Raw genomic sequence first — 15,937 nt, 5'->3', positions numbered from 1 at the left:
CGGCGAGTACGCGGTGACGCCGCACCGGCCCGGATCCGTCCTCGGACGGCGTCCCGCTAACTCCCCGTCCATACGGGGTCTCTGCGTTCCACGAAGGCCAGGGCCCCTTCCTTCGCGTCGTCCGAGGCGAACACCGCATCGGAGAACGGCGCCTGCCGCAGCCACACCTCGTCCTGCGACCAGTCGGACGCGGCGCTCGCCACCTCCTTCGCGCACCGGACGGCCAGGGGCGCGTTCCCGGCGATTCGTCCGGCGAGGTCCAGGGCCGCCCCCCGTGCCTGCCCTCCCGGCACGACGCGGTTGACGAGCCCCAGCCGCTCGGCCCGGGCCGCGTCGACGGGGTCGCCGGTGAGCAGCAGTTCCATCGCGACCGACCGCGGCAGACGCTGCGGCAGCCGGATCATGCCGCCGCCGCGGGCGACCAGGCCCCGGCGGACCTCGGGCAGTCCGAACCGAGCCCCCTCGGCGGCCACCACCATGTCGCAGGCCAGGGCCAGTTCGAAGCCGCCGCCGAGCGCCCAGCCCTCGACGGCGGCGATGATCGGTTTCTTCGGGGGGGCCTCGACGAGCCCGCCGAAACCACGGCCCGGCAGGGCAGGCCGTTCCCCCTGTGCGAACCGCTTGAGGTCCATGCCCGCGCAGAAGGTGCCGCCGGCGCCGGTCAGCACGGCGACGGACAGGTCGGGTGAGCCGTCGAGGAGGTCGACGGCCTCCGCGACGACGTGCGCGGCCGCCAGGGTCATCGCGTTCTTCTGCGCGGGTCTGTTGAGGGTGATCACCAGGATCCGGTCGTGCCGGTCGACCAGGACCTCCGGTTCGGCGCTCATCGCGGGCCCATGCGCAACGCGCCGTCGAGCCGGATGGTCTCCCCGTTGAGGTAGGGGTTGCGCACCAGGGTCAGGGCCAGGTCGGCGTAGTCCTCGGGGTTGCCGAGCCGCTTGGGGTGGGGAATGGTCTCGGCGATGCTCTGGCGGATGTCCTCGCGGAGCCTGGCCAGCATCGGGGTGTCGAAGGTGCCGGGCGCGATGGTGTTGACCCGGATCGCCCAGCTGGCGAGGTCTCGGGCGGCCACCAGCGTCATGGCGTGCACCCCGCCCTTGGAGGCGGCGTACGAGGTCTGGCCGATCTGGCCTTCGAAGGCCGCCGCGGAGGCCGTGAGCACGATCGCGCCGCGGTCGCCGTCCTCGACGGTGTTGCCCGCCATGGCGGCGGCGGCCAGCCGCAGGACGTTGTAACTGCCGACCAGGTTGACCTCCAGGACCTGCCGGTAGCTGTCCAGTGTGGCGGGGGCTCCCGACTTGTCGAGGATGCGCAGCCGGTCGCCGCCGCGGCCCGCGCAGTGCACGACGGCCCGCAGGTTGCCACTCTCCTGGGCGGCTTCGAGGGGGGCCCGCAGACTCGCCTCGTCGGTGATGTCGGCCGGCACGAACCGCACTGCGCCCCCTATCGCGGCGGCGGTCTCGGCACCGGGCGAGCCGGGCAGGTCGGTGATGACCACCTTCGCCCCCGCCTCGGCGAACGCCGCCGCGGTCGCGGCCCCGAGGCCTGAGGCACCGCCGGTGACGAGGGCGGTGATCGCGTCTAGTCGCATGGTTCTCCTGGAGTCGGGCCGGCTGCGGACCGGCGCATCGGCGGGCAGGGCGCCCGACGATCCCGCGCCCCTTGGCCCCACCCGGACAGCATCGGTACAATCAAATAACTAATTTACCTCAAAGGCCCGCCTCTCCGTAGAAGGGTGCCATGACGAAACAGGCCCGCTCGCTTCCCGCCGGGCGCAGCTTGCCCCCGCTCTCGAACTGGCTCCGCCACGTGCTGGACGTCGAGCCGACCGCGACGGCACTGACTTTCGCGGAGTCGGAATTTCCGTGGTCGTACTTCGCCGACGCCGCCCGCGACCTGGACACGCTGCTGCGTGACCATCCCAGCGCCCGACGGGTCGGCCTCGTGCTGCGCAACCGGCCCGGCCAGATGGCCGCACTGATCGCCACGATCGCCACCGGCCGGCAGGTCGTGACCCTCAGCCCGCATGTGGGCGACACAGGTCTCGGCGACGACATCCGCGCACTGCGCCCGGACGTCGTCATCGCCGACGACGAGGACTGGAGCCGCGACTCCGTGCGCGCCGCCGCCGAGGACACGCGAGCCCTCGCCCTGGTCGTGTCGACGGAGTCGGGGCTGCGGCGCCACCCGGTGTCCTGGACACCCGAACCGGCCGGGCTCCCCGTCGACGACGTGGCCGTGGTGATGATGACCAGCGGCACCACGGGCAAGCCCAAACGCGTCTCCCTGAGCTATCCGCAGCTCACCGCCGCCTTCGAGGCCGCCGGCACGGTCCTCGACGACAGCGCGGGGCCACGCCTGCGCCGGGGTTACGTCATCCTCTGGTCGTCCCTCGCCCACATCAGCGGGCTCTACTTCGCGATCGCCCATGCCGTGGACGGACGGTCCGTCGCACTGCTGGAGCGCTTCCAGGTCGAGGAGTGGGCCGGGCTGGTGCGTCGGCACCGGCCCCGTCAGCTACGACTGCCGCCCACCGCCATCCGCATGGTGCTGCGCGCGGAGCTGCCGGCCGACACCTTCAGCAGCGTGCGCGCGATCGGCTCGGGGACCGCACCTCTGCCGCCGGAACTGGCCGAGGAGTTCGAGGCTCGGTACGGAGTGCCGATCCTGCCCACCTACGGCGCCACCGAGTTCGCCGGCGCCATCGCGGGCTGGTCGCTCGCCGACCACCGCCAGTGGGCCGCCGCCAAGCGCGGCAGCGTGGGCCGCGCCCACCCCGGGATCGAACTGCGTGTCGTCGACCACGCGGCCGAGGAGGAGGTGCAGGCGCCCGGCGGTATCGGGCTCCTGGAGGTCCGCGGCCCGCAACTGTCCACCGCAAACGGCGACTGGCTGCGCACCAACGACCTGGCCTCGGTGGACGAGGACGGGTTCCTCTTCATCCACGGCCGGGCGGACGACGCGATCAACCGCGGCGGCTTCAAGATCCCGCCGAGTGTGATCGAGGACGCACTGCACCTGCATCCGGCCGTCAGCGACGCGACCGCCGTCGCACTCGCCGACGAACGGCTGGGCGAAGTGCCCGTCGCGGCAGTCACGTTGTGCGGACAGGCCAGCGAAAGCGAACTGCTCGACCATCTCGCGGCGCGGCTGACGCGGTACCAGATGCCGGTGGAACTACTGATCCTGGAACAGCTGCCGCGGACCCCCTCGCTCAAGGTCGACCGCCCGCGCCTCCGGGAACTCTTCGGCGCCATCAGCACGCCGCCGGGACAAACGTCCATCTCACGTACAGAGGAGCGAAGTTGACCACGTTGACGGACCGACCGGACTACGGTCTGCTCACCGACGAGGCCGTCGAGCGCTCGCGCCGCCGCATCGGCGTCCCGCAGCGCCGGCTGCCGCCGCACAACCTGGAGGTGACGGCCGACGGCCTACGCCACTTCGCTCTCGGCTACGGCGACGACAACCCTCTGTGGTGCGACCCCGCGCACGGCCCGGACACCCGCTGGCAGGGCACGATCGCACCGCCCAACTTCCTCTACACCATGGGCGAGAACGCGGTGGAGCAGGACGACCGGGCCAAGGCGATCCTCAAAGGCGACCCGTTCGCCGGGCTCGGCGCCTACCAGGCCGTCATGGAGTTCGAGTACTACCGCCCGCTGCGCCTCGGCGACCGCTGCTCCTGCCTGCGGACCCAGGTCGGCGTGCAGGTCAAGACGAGTTCCTTCGGCGGCCGCGCCGCCCACGTGACCAACGACTTCCTGTTCGCCGACGGCGCCGGACAGGTGGTCGCCGTGCAGCGCGGCACCTGGATCCACACCGAGCGGCACACCGGCAGGAAGCGCGCGGGCGAGAAGCAGTCGCGGGACTTCCCGCCGTACACCGAGGAGGAGCTGGCGGAGATCGACGCCGCGTACGACGCCGAGTCCCGGCGCGGGGCGCGCACCCGCTACTTCGAGGACGTCAGCGTCGGTGACGAACTCCAGCCCCGGGTCAAGGGCCCGCTCACCGTGACCGACGTCGTGGTCTGGCACGTCGGCTGGGGCATGCAGCTGACCCCGCCGGGAGCCTTCGCGGTCGCCCGGCGGGTCCGCCGCAAGGCCCCCGGCCTCTACCCGCCCAACGCCAGGAACATCCCGGACACCGTGCAGCGGCTGCACTGGGAGCCCGAACGCGCGCACGAGCTGGGCATCCCCATGAGCTACGACTACGGCGGCATGCGCGAGACCTGGCTGACGCACGCGCTCACGGACTGGATGGGCGACGACGGCTGGCTCTTCAGGCTCCGCTGCGAACACCGCAAGTTCAACTACATCGGGGACACCACCTGGGTCCGCGGCACGGTGGTGGACAAGGTGGTGGTCGACGGCCGCAACGAGGTGCACATCGACATCTCGTGCCACAACCAGCGCGGCGAGGTCTCCACACCGGGACGGGCGGTGGTCCTGCTGCCGGACCGGCGGTCACCGGTCCGGCTGCCGGATCCCCCGGCGGACAGCCTCGGCGATCTGCTCGACCTGGAGATCGCACGGTTCGCGGACTGACCGGACCGGCCGGTCCTACCGGACCGGCCGGGGTGACCGGGCCGACCGGGCCGGCCAAGCTCGGCAGCCTGGAACGTAGCCGTGCCCGTCAGCGCAGCGTCCACCTCGGCTTGACGAAGTTCTCCCGCGAGACCTGCGGCTTGCCGAGGGGGTTGCCGATCGTGGTGTAGTGCCAGCCGAGCGCCTGGGCCGTCTCACGGTCCAGGCCGTGCGTCTCCCAGATCGCCCGCACAGTGCCCTGCACGGCCTCCGGGGGCTTGGCCGCGATGATGCGGGCCAGTTCGTCGGCCCGGCCCCACAACTGCGTGTAGGGCACCAGTTCGGACACCAGCCCGATCTCCCGCGCACGGGCCGCCGACATCCGCTCGTCCAGCCCGAGCAGCGCCCACCGCAGCGCCTCGCCCAGCGGGATGCGGCGGGCCAGCCCGATGGGCTCCAGCGCGGACGTCATGCCGTAGCTCACGTGAGGATCGAAGAAGGTGGCGTCATCGGCGCCGATGACGATGTCGCAGTCGTTCAGCCAGTAGAAGGCGCCGCCCGCGACCATGCCGTGCACCGCGGCGACGACGGGCTTCCAGACCCTGTTCTGCTTGGGGCTGAGGCCCCGCCCGGGGTCGTCCCGGCTCCACACGTTGTCGGCGAGATGGATCCGGTCGGTCACGTCGGTGCCGGTACAGAAGGCCCGCTCGCCCGCCGCCCGCAGCACCACCGCGTGGACGTCGTCGTCGGTGCGCACCCGCTCCCAGAGGACCCGGAACTCGTCCACCATGACCTGGTTGAACGCGTTGAGCTTGTCCGGACGGTTGAGGGTCACCGTGGCGACGTGGCCCTCCACCTCGTACAGCACGGTCTCGTAGCCGTGCGCGGCACCGCCGGCCTGCTGATCCGACATGATCGCTCCTCTCCCCCACCAGCTTCGCGGCCCACGGGCTTCTCCCGAGCCGACATCCCAGATAGCTTAATCATTGCACTCAATCCCAGACCAGTGATCGCAGCTGGAGCCCCAGGAAGGAACGGTCGATGGTCGACTTCGAACTCTCCGAGGAACAGGACGCGCTGCGCGAGATATCGCGTGATCTCCTGACCTCGGACTGCCCGCCGGGGACCGTCCGGGCGGTCGTGGAAGCGGGGCGGGACGTCGACGACAAGCTGTGGGAGCGGGGGGTGCGGATGGGCTGGACGGGGCTGGCCTCCCCCGAGGACTCGGGCGGCGCCGGGCAGGGGCTGGTGGAACTCTGCCTGGTCGCCGAGGAACTCGGGCGCGCCGCGGCGCCGGGCCCTTTCCCGGAGACGGCACTGGCGTCCTGGGCCGCGGCCCGCGGCGGCACCGCCCCGCTCGCGTCGGAACTCGCCGAGGGACGGCGGAAGGCCGCCTTCGTGCACCAGGCCTCCCTGGCCGTACGACGGTCGGGGCGGTCCTTCGTGATCTCGGGCCGGGCAGCCGCCGTCCACGCCGCCGGCTGCGCCGACCTGCTGCTGGTGGCGGTCACCGGGGACGAGCCGTGCGTCCTGCTGGTGCCGGCGTCGGACGTCCGCACCGAACGGCGTACCACCCTGGACCTGACCCGGTCCTGGTACGACGTCCTGTTCGACGAGGTGACCGTGGCCGGCGACGGGATACTGGCCGCCGACCCGGCCGAGGCGCGCCGCTGGGTGGACGCGATGGCGGTCCTGACGGCCGCGGACGCGCTGGGAGCCGGGGAGCGGCTGCTGGAGATGACGGTCGGCCATGTGACCGTACGCGAGCAGTTCGGGCGGCCGCTGGGCAGCTTCCAGGCGGTGAAGCACAAGGCGGCCGACATGCTGATCGCGCTGCGCGGCGTGCGGGCGGCCACCTACTACGCGGCGCTGGCCTTCGACGCGGAGCGCGACGACGCGACGACGGCGGCCTCCGTGGCCAAGGCCTTCGCGAGCGAGAGCCTCCCCGAGATCGCCGGGGAGGCCCTTCAGTCGCACGGCGGGATCGGCTTCACCTGGGAGCACGACCTGCATCTGTACCTGCGGCGGGCGACGGTGGACGCGCTGGTGCACGGCACCGCCGCCCACCATCACGAACGGGTGCTCGCGCACCTCGAACGCGCGCGTCTCACCCGGCGAGCCGCTTGAGCAGGGCCAGGTCGGCGACCCGCCGGTCGTGGGTGTCCGCGACCGGCGAGGCGTTCAGGCCCGTCACCCCGCTCTCGCGGTAGGCGGCCACCCGTTCCGCCACCAGGCCGGGAGGTCCCACCAGAGCGACCCTGTCGACCAGTTCGCCGGGGACCGCGGCGGCCGCCTCGGCCTTCCGGCCCGTCCGGTACAGCTCCTCGATCCGGGCCGCCGGCTCCGCGAAGCCGTACCGGCCCACGAGGTCGTTGTAGAAGTTCCTGCCGCGGGCGCCCATGCCGCCGACGTACAGGGCGATGTACTCCCGCACCCGCTGCCGGCCCGCCGCGAGTTCCGCCTCGTCCTCGCTGACCAGGACCTTCACGTCGGCGATGATCCGGAGCGTCGGCAGCCCGTCCGGACGCCTGGCCCGGCCGGCCTCCAGCGAAGGCCCGAACACCTCCTTGGCGGACTCGGGGAGAAACAGCGTCGGCTGCCAGCCCTCGCAGAGTTCGGCCGCCGTCTCCACGCTCTTGGCGCCCAGCGCGGCCAGCACGATCGGGATGTCGGGCCGCACCGGGTGGTTGATCAGCCGCAGGGGCCGGCCGGCGTGCCCGGTACCGCCGCGCTCGGCGGTCAGCGGCAGCTGGAAGTGCCGGCCCTCGTGGCTCAGGGGTTCGCGCCGCCAGACCGTCCGGCAGATCTCGACCACTTCCCGGATCCGGGCCAGCGGCGCGGTGTACGGCAGCCCGTGGAAGCCCTCCACCACCTGCGGCCCGGATGCCCCGAGGCCCAGCTCGAACCGGCCCTCCGACACGAAGTCGAGCCCGGCGGCGGTCATCGCGAGCAGCGCGGGGGTGCGCGAGTACGCGTTGAGGATGCCGGAGGCGATGCGCATCCGCTCCGTACGGGCGGCGAGATAGCCGAGCTGGCTCACCGAGTCGAAGGTGTAGGCCTCGGGCAGCACGACCGAGTCCACCCCGGCCGCCTCGAAGTCGGCGAGCCCCCGGGCGGCTTCGGCGAAGCCGCCCGAGTAGCTCATGAGCAGTCCCACATCCATGGGGAACCCTCCTCTCCCGGCCGGGCCGTGGCCGTGCGCCGGTTCACGGACGGCCGCCTTCGACGGCCTCGCCCGCGGCCGCGCGCAGCCGGTCGCGCAGCTCGAACTTGCGGACCTTGCCCGAGGGCGCCCTCGGCAGCTCGGGCACGACCTCGATGCGCTCCGGGGCCTTCTGGGGGGCGACCCGGTGGCGCGCGAACAGCTCGCGGACCTCCTCGACGTCCAGGGTGCCGCCGTCGAGGACCACGAACGCGGCCACCCGCTCCCCGTAGCGCGGGTCGGGTTCGGCGACCACCGCAGCGTGCCGGACCCGGGGATGGGTGGCCAGGATGTCCTCGACCTCCTTGGAGGCGATGTTCTCCCCTCCCCGGATGATGATGTCCTTGATGCGGTCGGTGATGGTCAGGTGGCCGTCCTCGTCGAGCCGTCCGACGTCGCCGGTACGGAACCAGCCGCCCGGCGCGAACGCCGAGGCGTCGTAGGCCGGATCGCGGTAGCCGACGAACTGGCTGGGCCCGCGGGTCAGCACCTCGCCCTCCGATCCCAGCGGCACCGGTCGCAGGTTCTCGTCGACGATCCGTACCTCGTCGCCGAACCGCACCAGTCCGTCGGTCTGCGACCGCTGGCGGGCGGAGGCGTCCAGCGGGGAGGTCGCGCAGCGGGGGTGCTCGGTGCTGCCGTAGGCCCGCGCGACGACGATGCCCGCGGCGTCGGCCCTGGCGACCAGCGCGGGCGGCACGTTGGCGGCGCCGATCTGCACGAACCGCAGGCTGGAGATGTCCCGGCCGTGTTCCTCGGCGGCCTTGAGTATCGCCTCCACGTGCAGCGGTGTGCCACTGGTGATGGTGCAGCGGAACGACTCGACGAGTTCCACCGCGCGGCGGGGCTGCCAGCGGTCCATGTGCACGGTGTCGGTGCCGCCGACGATCCCGCTGCACGCGGCCAGCAGCCCCGCGACATGGCCCGAGGGCCAGGGTATGAGGCGGGTGTCGTCCGGGCCGGCCTCGTTCATCAGGTCGCCCTTGCGCAGTTCGTGCAGCAGGGTGTTGTGCGTGTGCTGCACGCCTTTGGGGACCCCGGTCGTGCCCGAGGTGTAGATCACCGCGCAGACGTCGTCGGCGTGCACGCCCGCGGGCGACGGCACCTCTTCCGTCCCGGCGAGGAACGTGTTCCAGGGGACGGCGTCCGGCGCCGTCCGCTCGCCGATCATCACGACGTGTTCGAGGTCCGGACCCGTGTCGAGGCGGGCCAGCCGGTCGACGAAGTCGATGGCCCGCCAGGCGTCGGGCAGGATCAGCACCTTCGCCCGGGAGTCGCGGAGGATGCCGCCGACCTCGGCCGCGCCGTAGATGTGGGTGATGGGCAGGACGACCGCCCCGGCCAGCCATGCCCCGAAGTACGAGACCACCAGCTCCAGGCGGTTGGGCACCTGGACGGCGACCACGTCACCGGGCCGCACCCCCAGCCGGCGCAGTCCGGCCGCCGCCCGGCGGCCGAGCGCGAGCACGTCCGCCAGCGTCACCGTGGTCGTCTCCGACTCCGTGGCGAACACGAATCGGGTTCCGGGTACGCGCCGGCCGGCGTCCTCCAGCGCCTCGGCCATGGTCCGCGAGGAGTAGTGGCCCTCCCGGTACCAGCGGTCCCGCAACAGCGCGCGGTCACGCCCCAGTTGCTCGGGTGTCACGCCCACTGCCGTCCCCTCCGCGGTCGGTGTCGCGCCCATGTCAGCCAGCCAGTTCGAAGACGGTGGCGTTGGCGGTGCCGCCGCCCTCGCACATGGTCTGCAGCCCGAACCGGATACCTTCGCGGCGCATGTGGTGCAGCAGCCGGGTGGCGAGGATGGCACCGGAGGCACCGAGCGGGTGTCCCACGGCGATGGCCCCGCCGAGCGGGTTGACCCGGTCGGGGTCGGCCTTGAGCTCGGTCTGCCAGGCGAGGGGTACGGGTGCGAAGGCCTCGTTGACCTCGAAGGCGCCGATGTCGTCGATCGTCAGGCCCGCCCGGTCGAGGACCTTGCGGGTGGCCGGGATGGGGGCGGTCAGCATCATCACGGGGTCGTCTCCGACGACGGCGCCCGCCCGGATCGTCGCCAGCGGCCGCAGGCCGTGCGCGCGGGCCAGGTCGGCCGTCGTGATGAGCAGGGCGGCGGCGCCGTCGGAGATCTGCGACGCGTTGCCCGCGTGGATGACGCCGTCCTCCTCGAACGAAGGCTTCAGTTTCGCCAGAGTGGCGGGCGAGGTGCCGCGGCGCAGCCCCTCGTCCTGGGTCAGGTCCGGCGCGGCCGGCACGGTGACCAGCTGGCCGTCGAAGACGCGGGCGTCGATGGCGGCCGCCGCCAGCTCGTGGGAACGGGAGGCGTACTCGTCGAGCCGTTGCCGGCTCAGCCCCCACTTGCGGGCGATCATCTCCGCGCCGGTGCCCTGCTCCAGCCGATCGGTCCCGTAGCGGTCCAGTACGGTCCGGCCGTAGGGCAGGCCGGTCTGGCGGGCGGCGCCGAGCGGGACCCTGGACATGGTCTCGACGCCGCCCGCGACCACCCAGTCGTAGGCGCCCGCGACGACGGCGTGCACCGCGGACTCGATGGCCTGCTGGCTGGATCCGCAGGCCCGGTTGAAGGTGACACCCGGAATGCTCTCGGGCCAGCCGGCCGCGAGGGTGGTGAACCGGGCGATGTTGCTGGACTGGTCTCCCAGCTGCGTGACGCAGCCCCACATCACGTCCTCGACGTACTCCGGCGGGATCCCCGTCCGGTCCACCAGTGCGCGTAGGACCACCGCGGACAGGTCCACGGGATGGACCTCGCTCAGTGATCCGTTGCGCTTCCCGATGGGGGTGCGAACCGCGTCCACGATCACTGCCTGACGTGCCGTCATCTCTCCTCGCTCCCACTTCAAGGTTCCGCCGCCCGGCTGCAGTCGCACGGGCGGTCGGGTCAGGTGTCGGTGCCGTGCTCCGTCGGCCCCCACCGGGTGAGGGCCTCCGCCGCCGGCGTGGTCGCTCCCCCGGCCGGCCGGGCGCGCGCCGACGGCCCGCCGCCCAGGGTCGGCCGCCATCCCGGCCGGCCGTCCGGGGCGGGCACCAGGGCCCCTCGGGCGCGCAGGTGCGGGTGCCCGGCCGCCTCGGCGAGGTTCAGTACCGGGGTCAGGCAGGCGTCGGTGCCCGCGGCGGCGGCCGCCCATTCGTCCCGGGTGCGCCGGAGCAGGGCCGCGGCCATGTCCCGGCGCAGCTCGGGCCAGCGGGCGGGGTCCTCACGCACGCCGTTCCAGGCGGGGTCGAGTCCGAGCAGCTCGGCCAGCGCGGCGAAGAACGGTGCCTCCAGGGCGCCGACCGCGACGTGGCCGCCGTCGGCGCAGGCATAGACGTCGTAGTAGGGCGCCCCGGTGTCCAGGCGGTTGGTGCCGGCGACATCCGACCAGGTGCCCCGGGACCGGTACTCGTGCAGCATCGCGGTGAGGTAGGTCGTGCCGTCCACGATGGCCACGTCGAGCACCCGGCCCAGGCCGGTCCGCGCGCGCTCGTGCAGCGCGGCCAGGACCGACATCACCAGGTACATGCCGCCCGCGCCGAAGTCGCCGAGCAGGTTGGCGGTCGGGGTGGGCGCCTCGCCGTGGCGGGCGGCGTGGTGCAGCGCACCGGTGATCGCAATGTAGTTGATGTCGTGCCCGGCGGTGGGCGCGAGCGGGCCGCGCTGTCCCCAGCCGGTCATCCGGGCGTAGACCAGCCCGGGGTTGCGGTCGCGGACGTCGTCCGGCCCCAGCCCGAGGCGCTCCATGACACCGGGGCGGAAGCCCTCGACCAGGACGTCGCAGTTCTCGGCGAGCCGCAACGCCTGCCCACGGCCCTCGGCCGACTTCACGTCGAGCTCGACGACGGGACGATTCTCCACCAGCGCGGGCCGGACGGCTCCCGGCCGGGCCACGGCCAGGACGTCGGCGCCCAGATCGGCCAGCAGCATGCCGGCGAACGGCCCTGGACCGAGGCCGAGGAACTCCAGGACCCGCAGCCCGCCGAGGGGTGGAACCGGTGACATCGGTCCTCCTATGATGACTCGACGCCATAGGGTATATCAGTTAGCGGATTTAGATAATGACCCGGGAGCAGCCGATGCCGTACACCTTCTACGAGGACGATCACGCAGCCTTCCGCCGGACCGTGCGCAGCCTGGTGGAACGTTCGGTGGTGCCGTATCTGGAGGAGTGGGAGGAGGCGCGCCTCGTCGACCGCTCCGTGTGGAAGGCCGCGGCGTCGGCGGGCGTGCTGGGGCTGCGCATTCCCGAGCGGTTCGGCGGGGCGGGTTCGGCCGACTACCGCTTCCGCTGCGTGATCCAGGAGGAGCTGGCCGAGGTGGGGGCGGCCGCGCTGGCCTCCGGTTTCAGCATCAACGAGGACATCGTCGGCTCGTACCTGGTCCGGTTCGGGACCGAGGAGCAGCAGAGCCGCTGGCTGCCGGGGATGGCGGCGGGCGAGGTGGTCACCTCGATCGCGATGACCGAGCCGGGCGGCGGCAGCGACCTGCGGGGCATCCGCACCGCGGCCCGGCGGGACGGCTCCGACTGGGTGCTGAACGGCGCCAAGACCTTCATCACCAGCGGCTCCAGCTCGGACCTGGTGATCGTGGCCGCCCGCACCGGGGAGGCGTCCGGCCGGGCCCGGCTCTCCCTGTTCCTGGTGCCGTCGGCGGCACCGGGATTCCAACGAGGTCCCAAGCTCAAGAAGCTGGGGCTGCACGCCCAGGACACCGCGGAGCTGTACTTCGACGACCTGCGGCTGCCCGCCGGGGCGCTGCTCGGCGAGGAGGGGTCGGGCTTCGGCCAGCTCACCGCCCAGCTCCCGCTGGAGCGGCTGTCCATCGCCTGGCGTGCGGTGACTGCGGCGGAGGCGGCCGTACGCTGGACGCTGGAGTACACCCGGGAGCGGCAGGTGTTCGGGCGGCGGCTCGTCGACTTCCAGAACACCCGGTTCCGGCTCGCCGAGCTGACGACGGAGGTCGAGGTGACGCGCGGCTATCTGGAGCGCTGCATCCTCGACCTCAACGAGGGCACGTTCGACGCCGTCACCGGCGCCAAGGCCAAGTGGTGGGCCACCGAACTCCAGAACCGGGTGGTCGCCGCCTGCCTCCAGCTGCACGGCGGCTACGGCTACATGGACGAGTACCGGATCTCGCGCGCGTACGCGGACGCGCGGGTGCAGACCATCGTCGGGGGAACCACCGAGATCATGAAGGAGATCATCGGCCGCGACCTGGCGGGGCCGAGGCCGGCCGGGAAGGCATGAGGAAGAGGGGGCGCCCGCGCCACCCAAGCGGGGCTCCCCCTCTCACTCCGCGCGCCCCGCGAGGGGACACACGTCCGGTGGCCACGAGGCCTACGAGGCCTCGGTGCCGGGCTTCTCGCTGAACTGGTGCCCGAGGAACGCGCCCGTCCAGGCCATCAGGTCGGACGGGACGTAGTAGCCCTTCTCGTCGTTGATGGCGTCCCAGTTCCCGGCGACGTCCTCGACGGTGGGGAGCCCGCCCTCGTACACGAAGCCCGGCGTGGAGCCGATGAAGAAGCGCGCGAACCGGCCCGCGCCCGCCGCGTAGATCTCGCCGTTGACCGGGCAGTCCTCGTGCGCGAGGTAGGCGACCATGGGGGACACCGCCTCCGAGGTCATGCCTGCCTGCTGGGCGGCGGCGTCGGCCGCGGCCTCGTCCTCGATGCCGCCCATCCGGGTCAGCGCGGCCGGGGCGATCACGTTCACCTTGATGCCGTGGGGCTCACCGGCCAGCCGCGCGCTGCGGGCCAGACCGATGACCCCGCCCTTGGCCGCGGCGTAGGAGAGGTTGTTGTCGAGCCCGAAGAAGCCGGCGGAGGTCGTCAGCACGACCCGTCCGTAGCCCTGCTCGACGAAGTGCGGCCAGGCGGCCTTCATGGTGTTGAAGGAACCCAGCAGGTGTACGGCGAGATGGCGTTCGAGGTTGTCCAGGTCGACCTCCGGCAGCCCCGCCCACCGGATGATGCCGGCGTTGTTCACGACGATGTCGATCCGGCCGAAGGCCTCCAGCGCGGAGTCGACGATGGCCTTGCCGCCCGCCTCCGTGGAGACGTCATGGGTGTCGGCGACGGCCTCGCCGCCGGCCGCCACGATCGCGTCGGCCACCTTCTGCGCCGGACCGGCGTCCGTGCCCTCGCCCGCCATCGATCCGCCGAGGTCGTTGACGACGACCTTGGCCCCCCGCTCGGCCAGCAGCCGGGCATGGGCCCGGCCGATCCCCCGGCCCGCCCCCGTGACGACGGCCACCCGTCCTTCGAAGCTCAACTGGTCCATCGACGACTCCTGTCGTACTGCGCTTGTCCCGTGAAGCGCCGGTGGAGGAGCACCGGCCCCCGGCTCTGACGAACTGTCACATGTGGTGCGCCCGCCGCCGTCCGGCGGCGGGAGACTCGGTGGCACGGGCTCCGTGCCAGGTGTGGGGAGACCGCCGGAGCCCCGGACCCCGGCAGTCGCCGCCTTCGTCACGAAGGCGGGCGGTCACTCCTCGATGCGGATGGCGAGCGCGGGGCACACGGCGGCCGCGTTGCGGACGTCGTCCGCCAGCTCGGGGCCCGGGGTCTCGTTCAGCAGCACGACGATGCCGTCCTCGTCCCGCTGGTCGAAGACGTCCGGGGCGGCGGCGACACACTGCCCGGCGGCGCAGCACTTCTCTTCGTCGATGACAACTTTCATGGCACTTCTCCTGGGTGGGGTTCAGGTGGTGGAAACCGGGATGTGAAGGCCGTCGACGACCTCCTGGCGGCGCAGCCGCGTCTGCTTGGGCATGTTCCAGCCGAGGACACCGGTCACGGCGCCGTCGACGGTGTACCGGGCGACGAACCGCCGGGCGGCCACCTCGCCCTCGACGATCTCCGCCTCGGCGTCGGCCGGCAGCATGCCGTGCACCTGGAGCTTGGCGTCGAACTGGTCGGTCCAGAAATACGGCACCGGCGCGTAGGGCCGGTCGTCGCCGAGGATCGCCGCGGCGACGGCCGCCGCCTGCTCGGTGGCGTTCGTACGGTTCTCCAGCCGGACCAGGCGGCCGTAGCCCTCGTGGTGGAACCGGGCCACGTCGCCGACCGCGTAGATCCCGTCGGCCGCGCGGCAACGGGAGTCGCACACCACGCCGTTGTCAAGGGTGAGTCCGCTGTCCGCCAGCCACTGCGTCGCCGGCACCGCGCCGATCGTGACGACCACGACCTCGGCCGGCAGGGTCTCCCCCGTGCTCAGCTCGACTCCGGTGACCCGGCCGTCCTGGCTGGTCAGCCCCGCGCAGCCCGCGCCCAGCCGCAGCCGTACGCCGCGCTCGCGGTGCAGGTCGCCCAGCAGCCCGGACACCATCGGGCCCACCTGCAGGGCCATCGGCGCGTCGAGCGGACCGGTGAGGGTCACGTCCACACCGAGCGTGCACGCGGTGGCGGCGATCTCGGACCCGAGCACGCCCTCTCCGACCACGACCAGGCGCACTCCCGGCCGCAGCTCCTCCTTCAGGGCCAGGGCGTCCTCGAGGCTGCGCAGGACGTACACGCCCGCCAGACCGTCCTGCCCGGGCAGCATGCGGGCCCGCACGCCCGTGGCGATCACGACCGCGTCCGCGGACAGTTCACGCCCCGCCGCCGTCCGCACGGTGCGGGTGGCCACGTCGAGGCCGACGGCTTCCTCACCGAGCACGAACTGGGCGTCGAGCCCCGAGAGGACCTCGTCCGTCCGCAGCGCCGCCCGTTCCGCCTCCCACGCGCCGGAGAGGACCTGCTTGGACAGGGGCGGCCGGTCGTAGGGCGCGTGCGGCTCGTCGCCGATCACGACGACCTCGCCGGAGTACCCCTTGCGCCTCACGGCCTCCACGGTGGTCAGCCCGGACGCCGAGGCGCCCACCACCAGGAGCCGCGCGGGGGCGGTCATGCGCCCGCTCCGGCGACCACCGCCCGGGCCGGCAGCCGTCGGCCGCCGTCCGGGAAACCCTGCTCGATCCTCATACCGTCACTCCGATGCAGCTTCGCGCAGTCTTGCCACGTAACTTATACTTACCGGTCGAAACAATGAAACAGAGCGGACCGGTCCGCGGGACCGCCCGCGTGGGGCGGCCGGCCGGGCCTCGCGCGCCGCGTCGGCGCCACCGCGCGGATCCGGTCCCGGGGGGGGGGGGGGGGGGCCCCGGCGCGGGAGGGGACCCCCCCCCCGGGGGGGGGGGGGGTGGGCGGGGGCGGGAACCCCCGCCCCCCCCGCCCGGGGGGGC

At 72.8% G+C, this 15,937-nt stretch carries 14 protein-coding genes; 4 read left to right on the top strand and 10 right to left on the bottom strand.

The window, feature by feature from the left end:
* Nucleotides 1–56 precede the first annotated feature (56 nt).
* Complete coding sequence (locus ABZ887_RS46690) at nucleotides 57–827, bottom strand: crotonase/enoyl-CoA hydratase family protein (protein WP_361304986.1); 771 nt, start codon at nucleotides 825–827, stop codon at nucleotides 57–59.
* The gene (locus tag ABZ887_RS46685) at nucleotides 824–1,591 is read right to left on the bottom strand and encodes an SDR family NAD(P)-dependent oxidoreductase (RefSeq protein WP_361304984.1); all 768 of its coding nucleotides are present in this window, start codon (nucleotides 1,589–1,591) and stop codon (nucleotides 824–826) included. Before ABZ887_RS46685 ends, ABZ887_RS46690 begins: the two co-directional genes overlap by 4 nt.
* Nucleotides 1,592–1,740: 149 nt before the next feature.
* Here ABZ887_RS46685 and ABZ887_RS46680 point away from each other — a divergent pair, with 149 nt between their 5' ends.
* Both ABZ887_RS46680 and ABZ887_RS46675 read left to right on the top strand, forming a co-directional pair.
* Nucleotides 1,741–3,309 (top strand): class I adenylate-forming enzyme family protein, encoded by a 1,569-nt coding sequence (locus ABZ887_RS46680; RefSeq protein ID WP_361304982.1) that lies wholly within the window; start codon nucleotides 1,741–1,743, stop codon nucleotides 3,307–3,309.
* Nucleotides 3,306–4,547 carry a MaoC family dehydratase N-terminal domain-containing protein gene (locus ABZ887_RS46675; RefSeq protein WP_361304981.1) on the top strand — a complete coding sequence of 414 codons (1,242 nt, stop codon included), beginning with the start codon at nucleotides 3,306–3,308 and terminating at the stop codon, nucleotides 4,545–4,547. The genes ABZ887_RS46680 and ABZ887_RS46675 overlap by 4 nt, the downstream gene beginning before the upstream one ends.
* An 88-nt stretch (nucleotides 4,548–4,635) precedes the next feature.
* On the opposite strand, the gene ABZ887_RS46670 is transcribed toward ABZ887_RS46675, so the two are convergent.
* Entirely contained in the window at nucleotides 4,636–5,439 is an 804-nt protein-coding gene (locus ABZ887_RS46670) for an enoyl-CoA hydratase/isomerase family protein (RefSeq protein WP_361304979.1), read from the bottom strand.
* A gap of 128 nt (nucleotides 5,440–5,567) precedes the next feature.
* Here ABZ887_RS46670 and ABZ887_RS46665 point away from each other — a divergent pair, with 128 nt between their 5' ends.
* Nucleotides 5,568–6,653, top strand: a complete 1,086-nt coding sequence (locus ABZ887_RS46665) for an acyl-CoA dehydrogenase family protein (protein ID WP_361304977.1) — start codon at nucleotides 5,568–5,570, stop codon at nucleotides 6,651–6,653.
* On the opposite strand, the gene ABZ887_RS46660 is transcribed toward ABZ887_RS46665, so the two are convergent.
* Genes ABZ887_RS46660 through ABZ887_RS46645 form a run of 4 tightly spaced genes read right to left on the bottom strand, consistent with a single transcriptional unit; the run spans nucleotide 6,634 to nucleotide 11,719 of the window.
* Nucleotides 6,634–7,689, bottom strand: a complete 1,056-nt coding sequence (locus ABZ887_RS46660) for an LLM class F420-dependent oxidoreductase (RefSeq protein ID WP_361304975.1) — start codon at nucleotides 7,687–7,689, stop codon at nucleotides 6,634–6,636. The genes ABZ887_RS46665 and ABZ887_RS46660 overlap by 20 nt on opposite strands.
* 43 nt (nucleotides 7,690–7,732) lie before the next feature.
* Nucleotides 7,733–9,412, bottom strand: a complete 1,680-nt coding sequence (locus tag ABZ887_RS46655; RefSeq protein WP_361304973.1) for an AMP-binding protein — start codon at nucleotides 9,410–9,412, stop codon at nucleotides 7,733–7,735.
* A gap of 1 nt (nucleotide 9,413) precedes the next feature.
* Nucleotides 9,414–10,562 carry a thiolase family protein gene (locus ABZ887_RS46650; protein WP_361304971.1) on the bottom strand — a complete coding sequence of 383 codons (1,149 nt, stop codon included), beginning with the start codon at nucleotides 10,560–10,562 and terminating at the stop codon, nucleotides 9,414–9,416.
* Nucleotides 10,563–10,621: 59 nt separating this feature from the next.
* A complete protein-coding gene (locus ABZ887_RS46645; protein WP_361304969.1) occupies nucleotides 10,622–11,719 on the bottom strand; it encodes a CaiB/BaiF CoA-transferase family protein in 1,098 nt (365 codons plus the stop codon).
* A gap of 56 nt (nucleotides 11,720–11,775) precedes the next feature.
* On the opposite strand from ABZ887_RS46645, the gene ABZ887_RS46640 reads away from it, so the two are divergent.
* On the top strand, nucleotides 11,776–12,963 hold the full coding sequence (locus tag ABZ887_RS46640) for an acyl-CoA dehydrogenase family protein (protein WP_361304967.1): 1,188 nt from the start codon (nucleotides 11,776–11,778) through the stop codon (nucleotides 12,961–12,963).
* A 90-nt stretch (nucleotides 12,964–13,053) separates the two neighbouring features.
* Here the strand turns inward: ABZ887_RS46640 and ABZ887_RS46635 are convergent, their stop codons facing one another.
* The 3 genes from ABZ887_RS46635 to ABZ887_RS46625 all read right to left on the bottom strand — a co-directional run bounded on the left by ABZ887_RS46635 (nucleotide 13,054) and on the right by ABZ887_RS46625 (nucleotide 15,603).
* Nucleotides 13,054–13,995, bottom strand: a complete 942-nt coding sequence (locus ABZ887_RS46635; RefSeq protein WP_361304965.1) for an SDR family NAD(P)-dependent oxidoreductase — start codon at nucleotides 13,993–13,995, stop codon at nucleotides 13,054–13,056.
* A gap of 204 nt (nucleotides 13,996–14,199) precedes the next feature.
* Entirely contained in the window at nucleotides 14,200–14,394 is a 195-nt protein-coding gene (locus ABZ887_RS46630) for a ferredoxin (RefSeq protein WP_361304963.1), read from the bottom strand.
* Nucleotides 14,395–14,415: 21 nt separating this feature from the next.
* Entirely contained in the window at nucleotides 14,416–15,603 is a 1,188-nt protein-coding gene (locus ABZ887_RS46625) for an FAD-dependent oxidoreductase (RefSeq protein WP_361304961.1), read from the bottom strand.
* Nucleotides 15,604–15,937: the final 334 nt, after the last annotated feature.

The sequence above is a fragment of the Streptomyces sp. NPDC047061 genome (genome assembly GCF_040643955.1).
GTDB lineage: Bacteria > Actinomycetota > Actinomycetes > Streptomycetales > Streptomycetaceae > Streptomyces.
The sequence above is the reverse complement of the archived record's forward strand: the minus strand, read 5'-3'. Positions and strand labels throughout refer to the sequence as shown.

Coding starts and splice junctions, on each gene's coding strand:
- ABZ887_RS46635 (WP_361304965.1), bottom strand. CDS start 13,995: ATGGACCAGTTGAGCTTCGAAGGACGGGTGGCCGTCGTCACGGGGGCG.
- ABZ887_RS46685 (WP_361304984.1), bottom strand. CDS start 1,591: ATGCGACTAGACGCGATCACCGCCCTCGTCACCGGCGGTGCCTCAGGC.
- ABZ887_RS46670 (WP_361304979.1), bottom strand. CDS start 5,439: ATGTCGGATCAGCAGGCCGGCGGTGCCGCGCACGGCTACGAGACCGTG.
- ABZ887_RS46660 (WP_361304975.1), bottom strand. CDS start 7,689: ATGGATGTGGGACTGCTCATGAGCTACTCGGGCGGCTTCGCCGAAGCC.
- ABZ887_RS46645 (WP_361304969.1), bottom strand. CDS start 11,719: ATGTCACCGGTTCCACCCCTCGGCGGGCTGCGGGTCCTGGAGTTCCTC.
- ABZ887_RS46640 (WP_361304967.1), top strand. CDS start 11,776: ATGACCCGGGAGCAGCCGATGCCGTACACCTTCTACGAGGACGATCAC.
- ABZ887_RS46680 (WP_361304982.1), top strand. CDS start 1,741: ATGACGAAACAGGCCCGCTCGCTTCCCGCCGGGCGCAGCTTGCCCCCG.
- ABZ887_RS46630 (WP_361304963.1), bottom strand. CDS start 14,394: ATGAAAGTTGTCATCGACGAAGAGAAGTGCTGCGCCGCCGGGCAGTGT.
- ABZ887_RS46650 (WP_361304971.1), bottom strand. CDS start 10,562: ATGACGGCACGTCAGGCAGTGATCGTGGACGCGGTTCGCACCCCCATC.
- ABZ887_RS46625 (WP_361304961.1), bottom strand. CDS start 15,603: ATGACCGCCCCCGCGCGGCTCCTGGTGGTGGGCGCCTCGGCGTCCGGG.
- ABZ887_RS46655 (WP_361304973.1), bottom strand. CDS start 9,412: ATGGGCGCGACACCGACCGCGGAGGGGACGGCAGTGGGCGTGACACCC.
- ABZ887_RS46690 (WP_361304986.1), bottom strand. CDS start 827: ATGAGCGCCGAACCGGAGGTCCTGGTCGACCGGCACGACCGGATCCTG.
- ABZ887_RS46665 (WP_361304977.1), top strand. CDS start 5,568: ATGGTCGACTTCGAACTCTCCGAGGAACAGGACGCGCTGCGCGAGATA.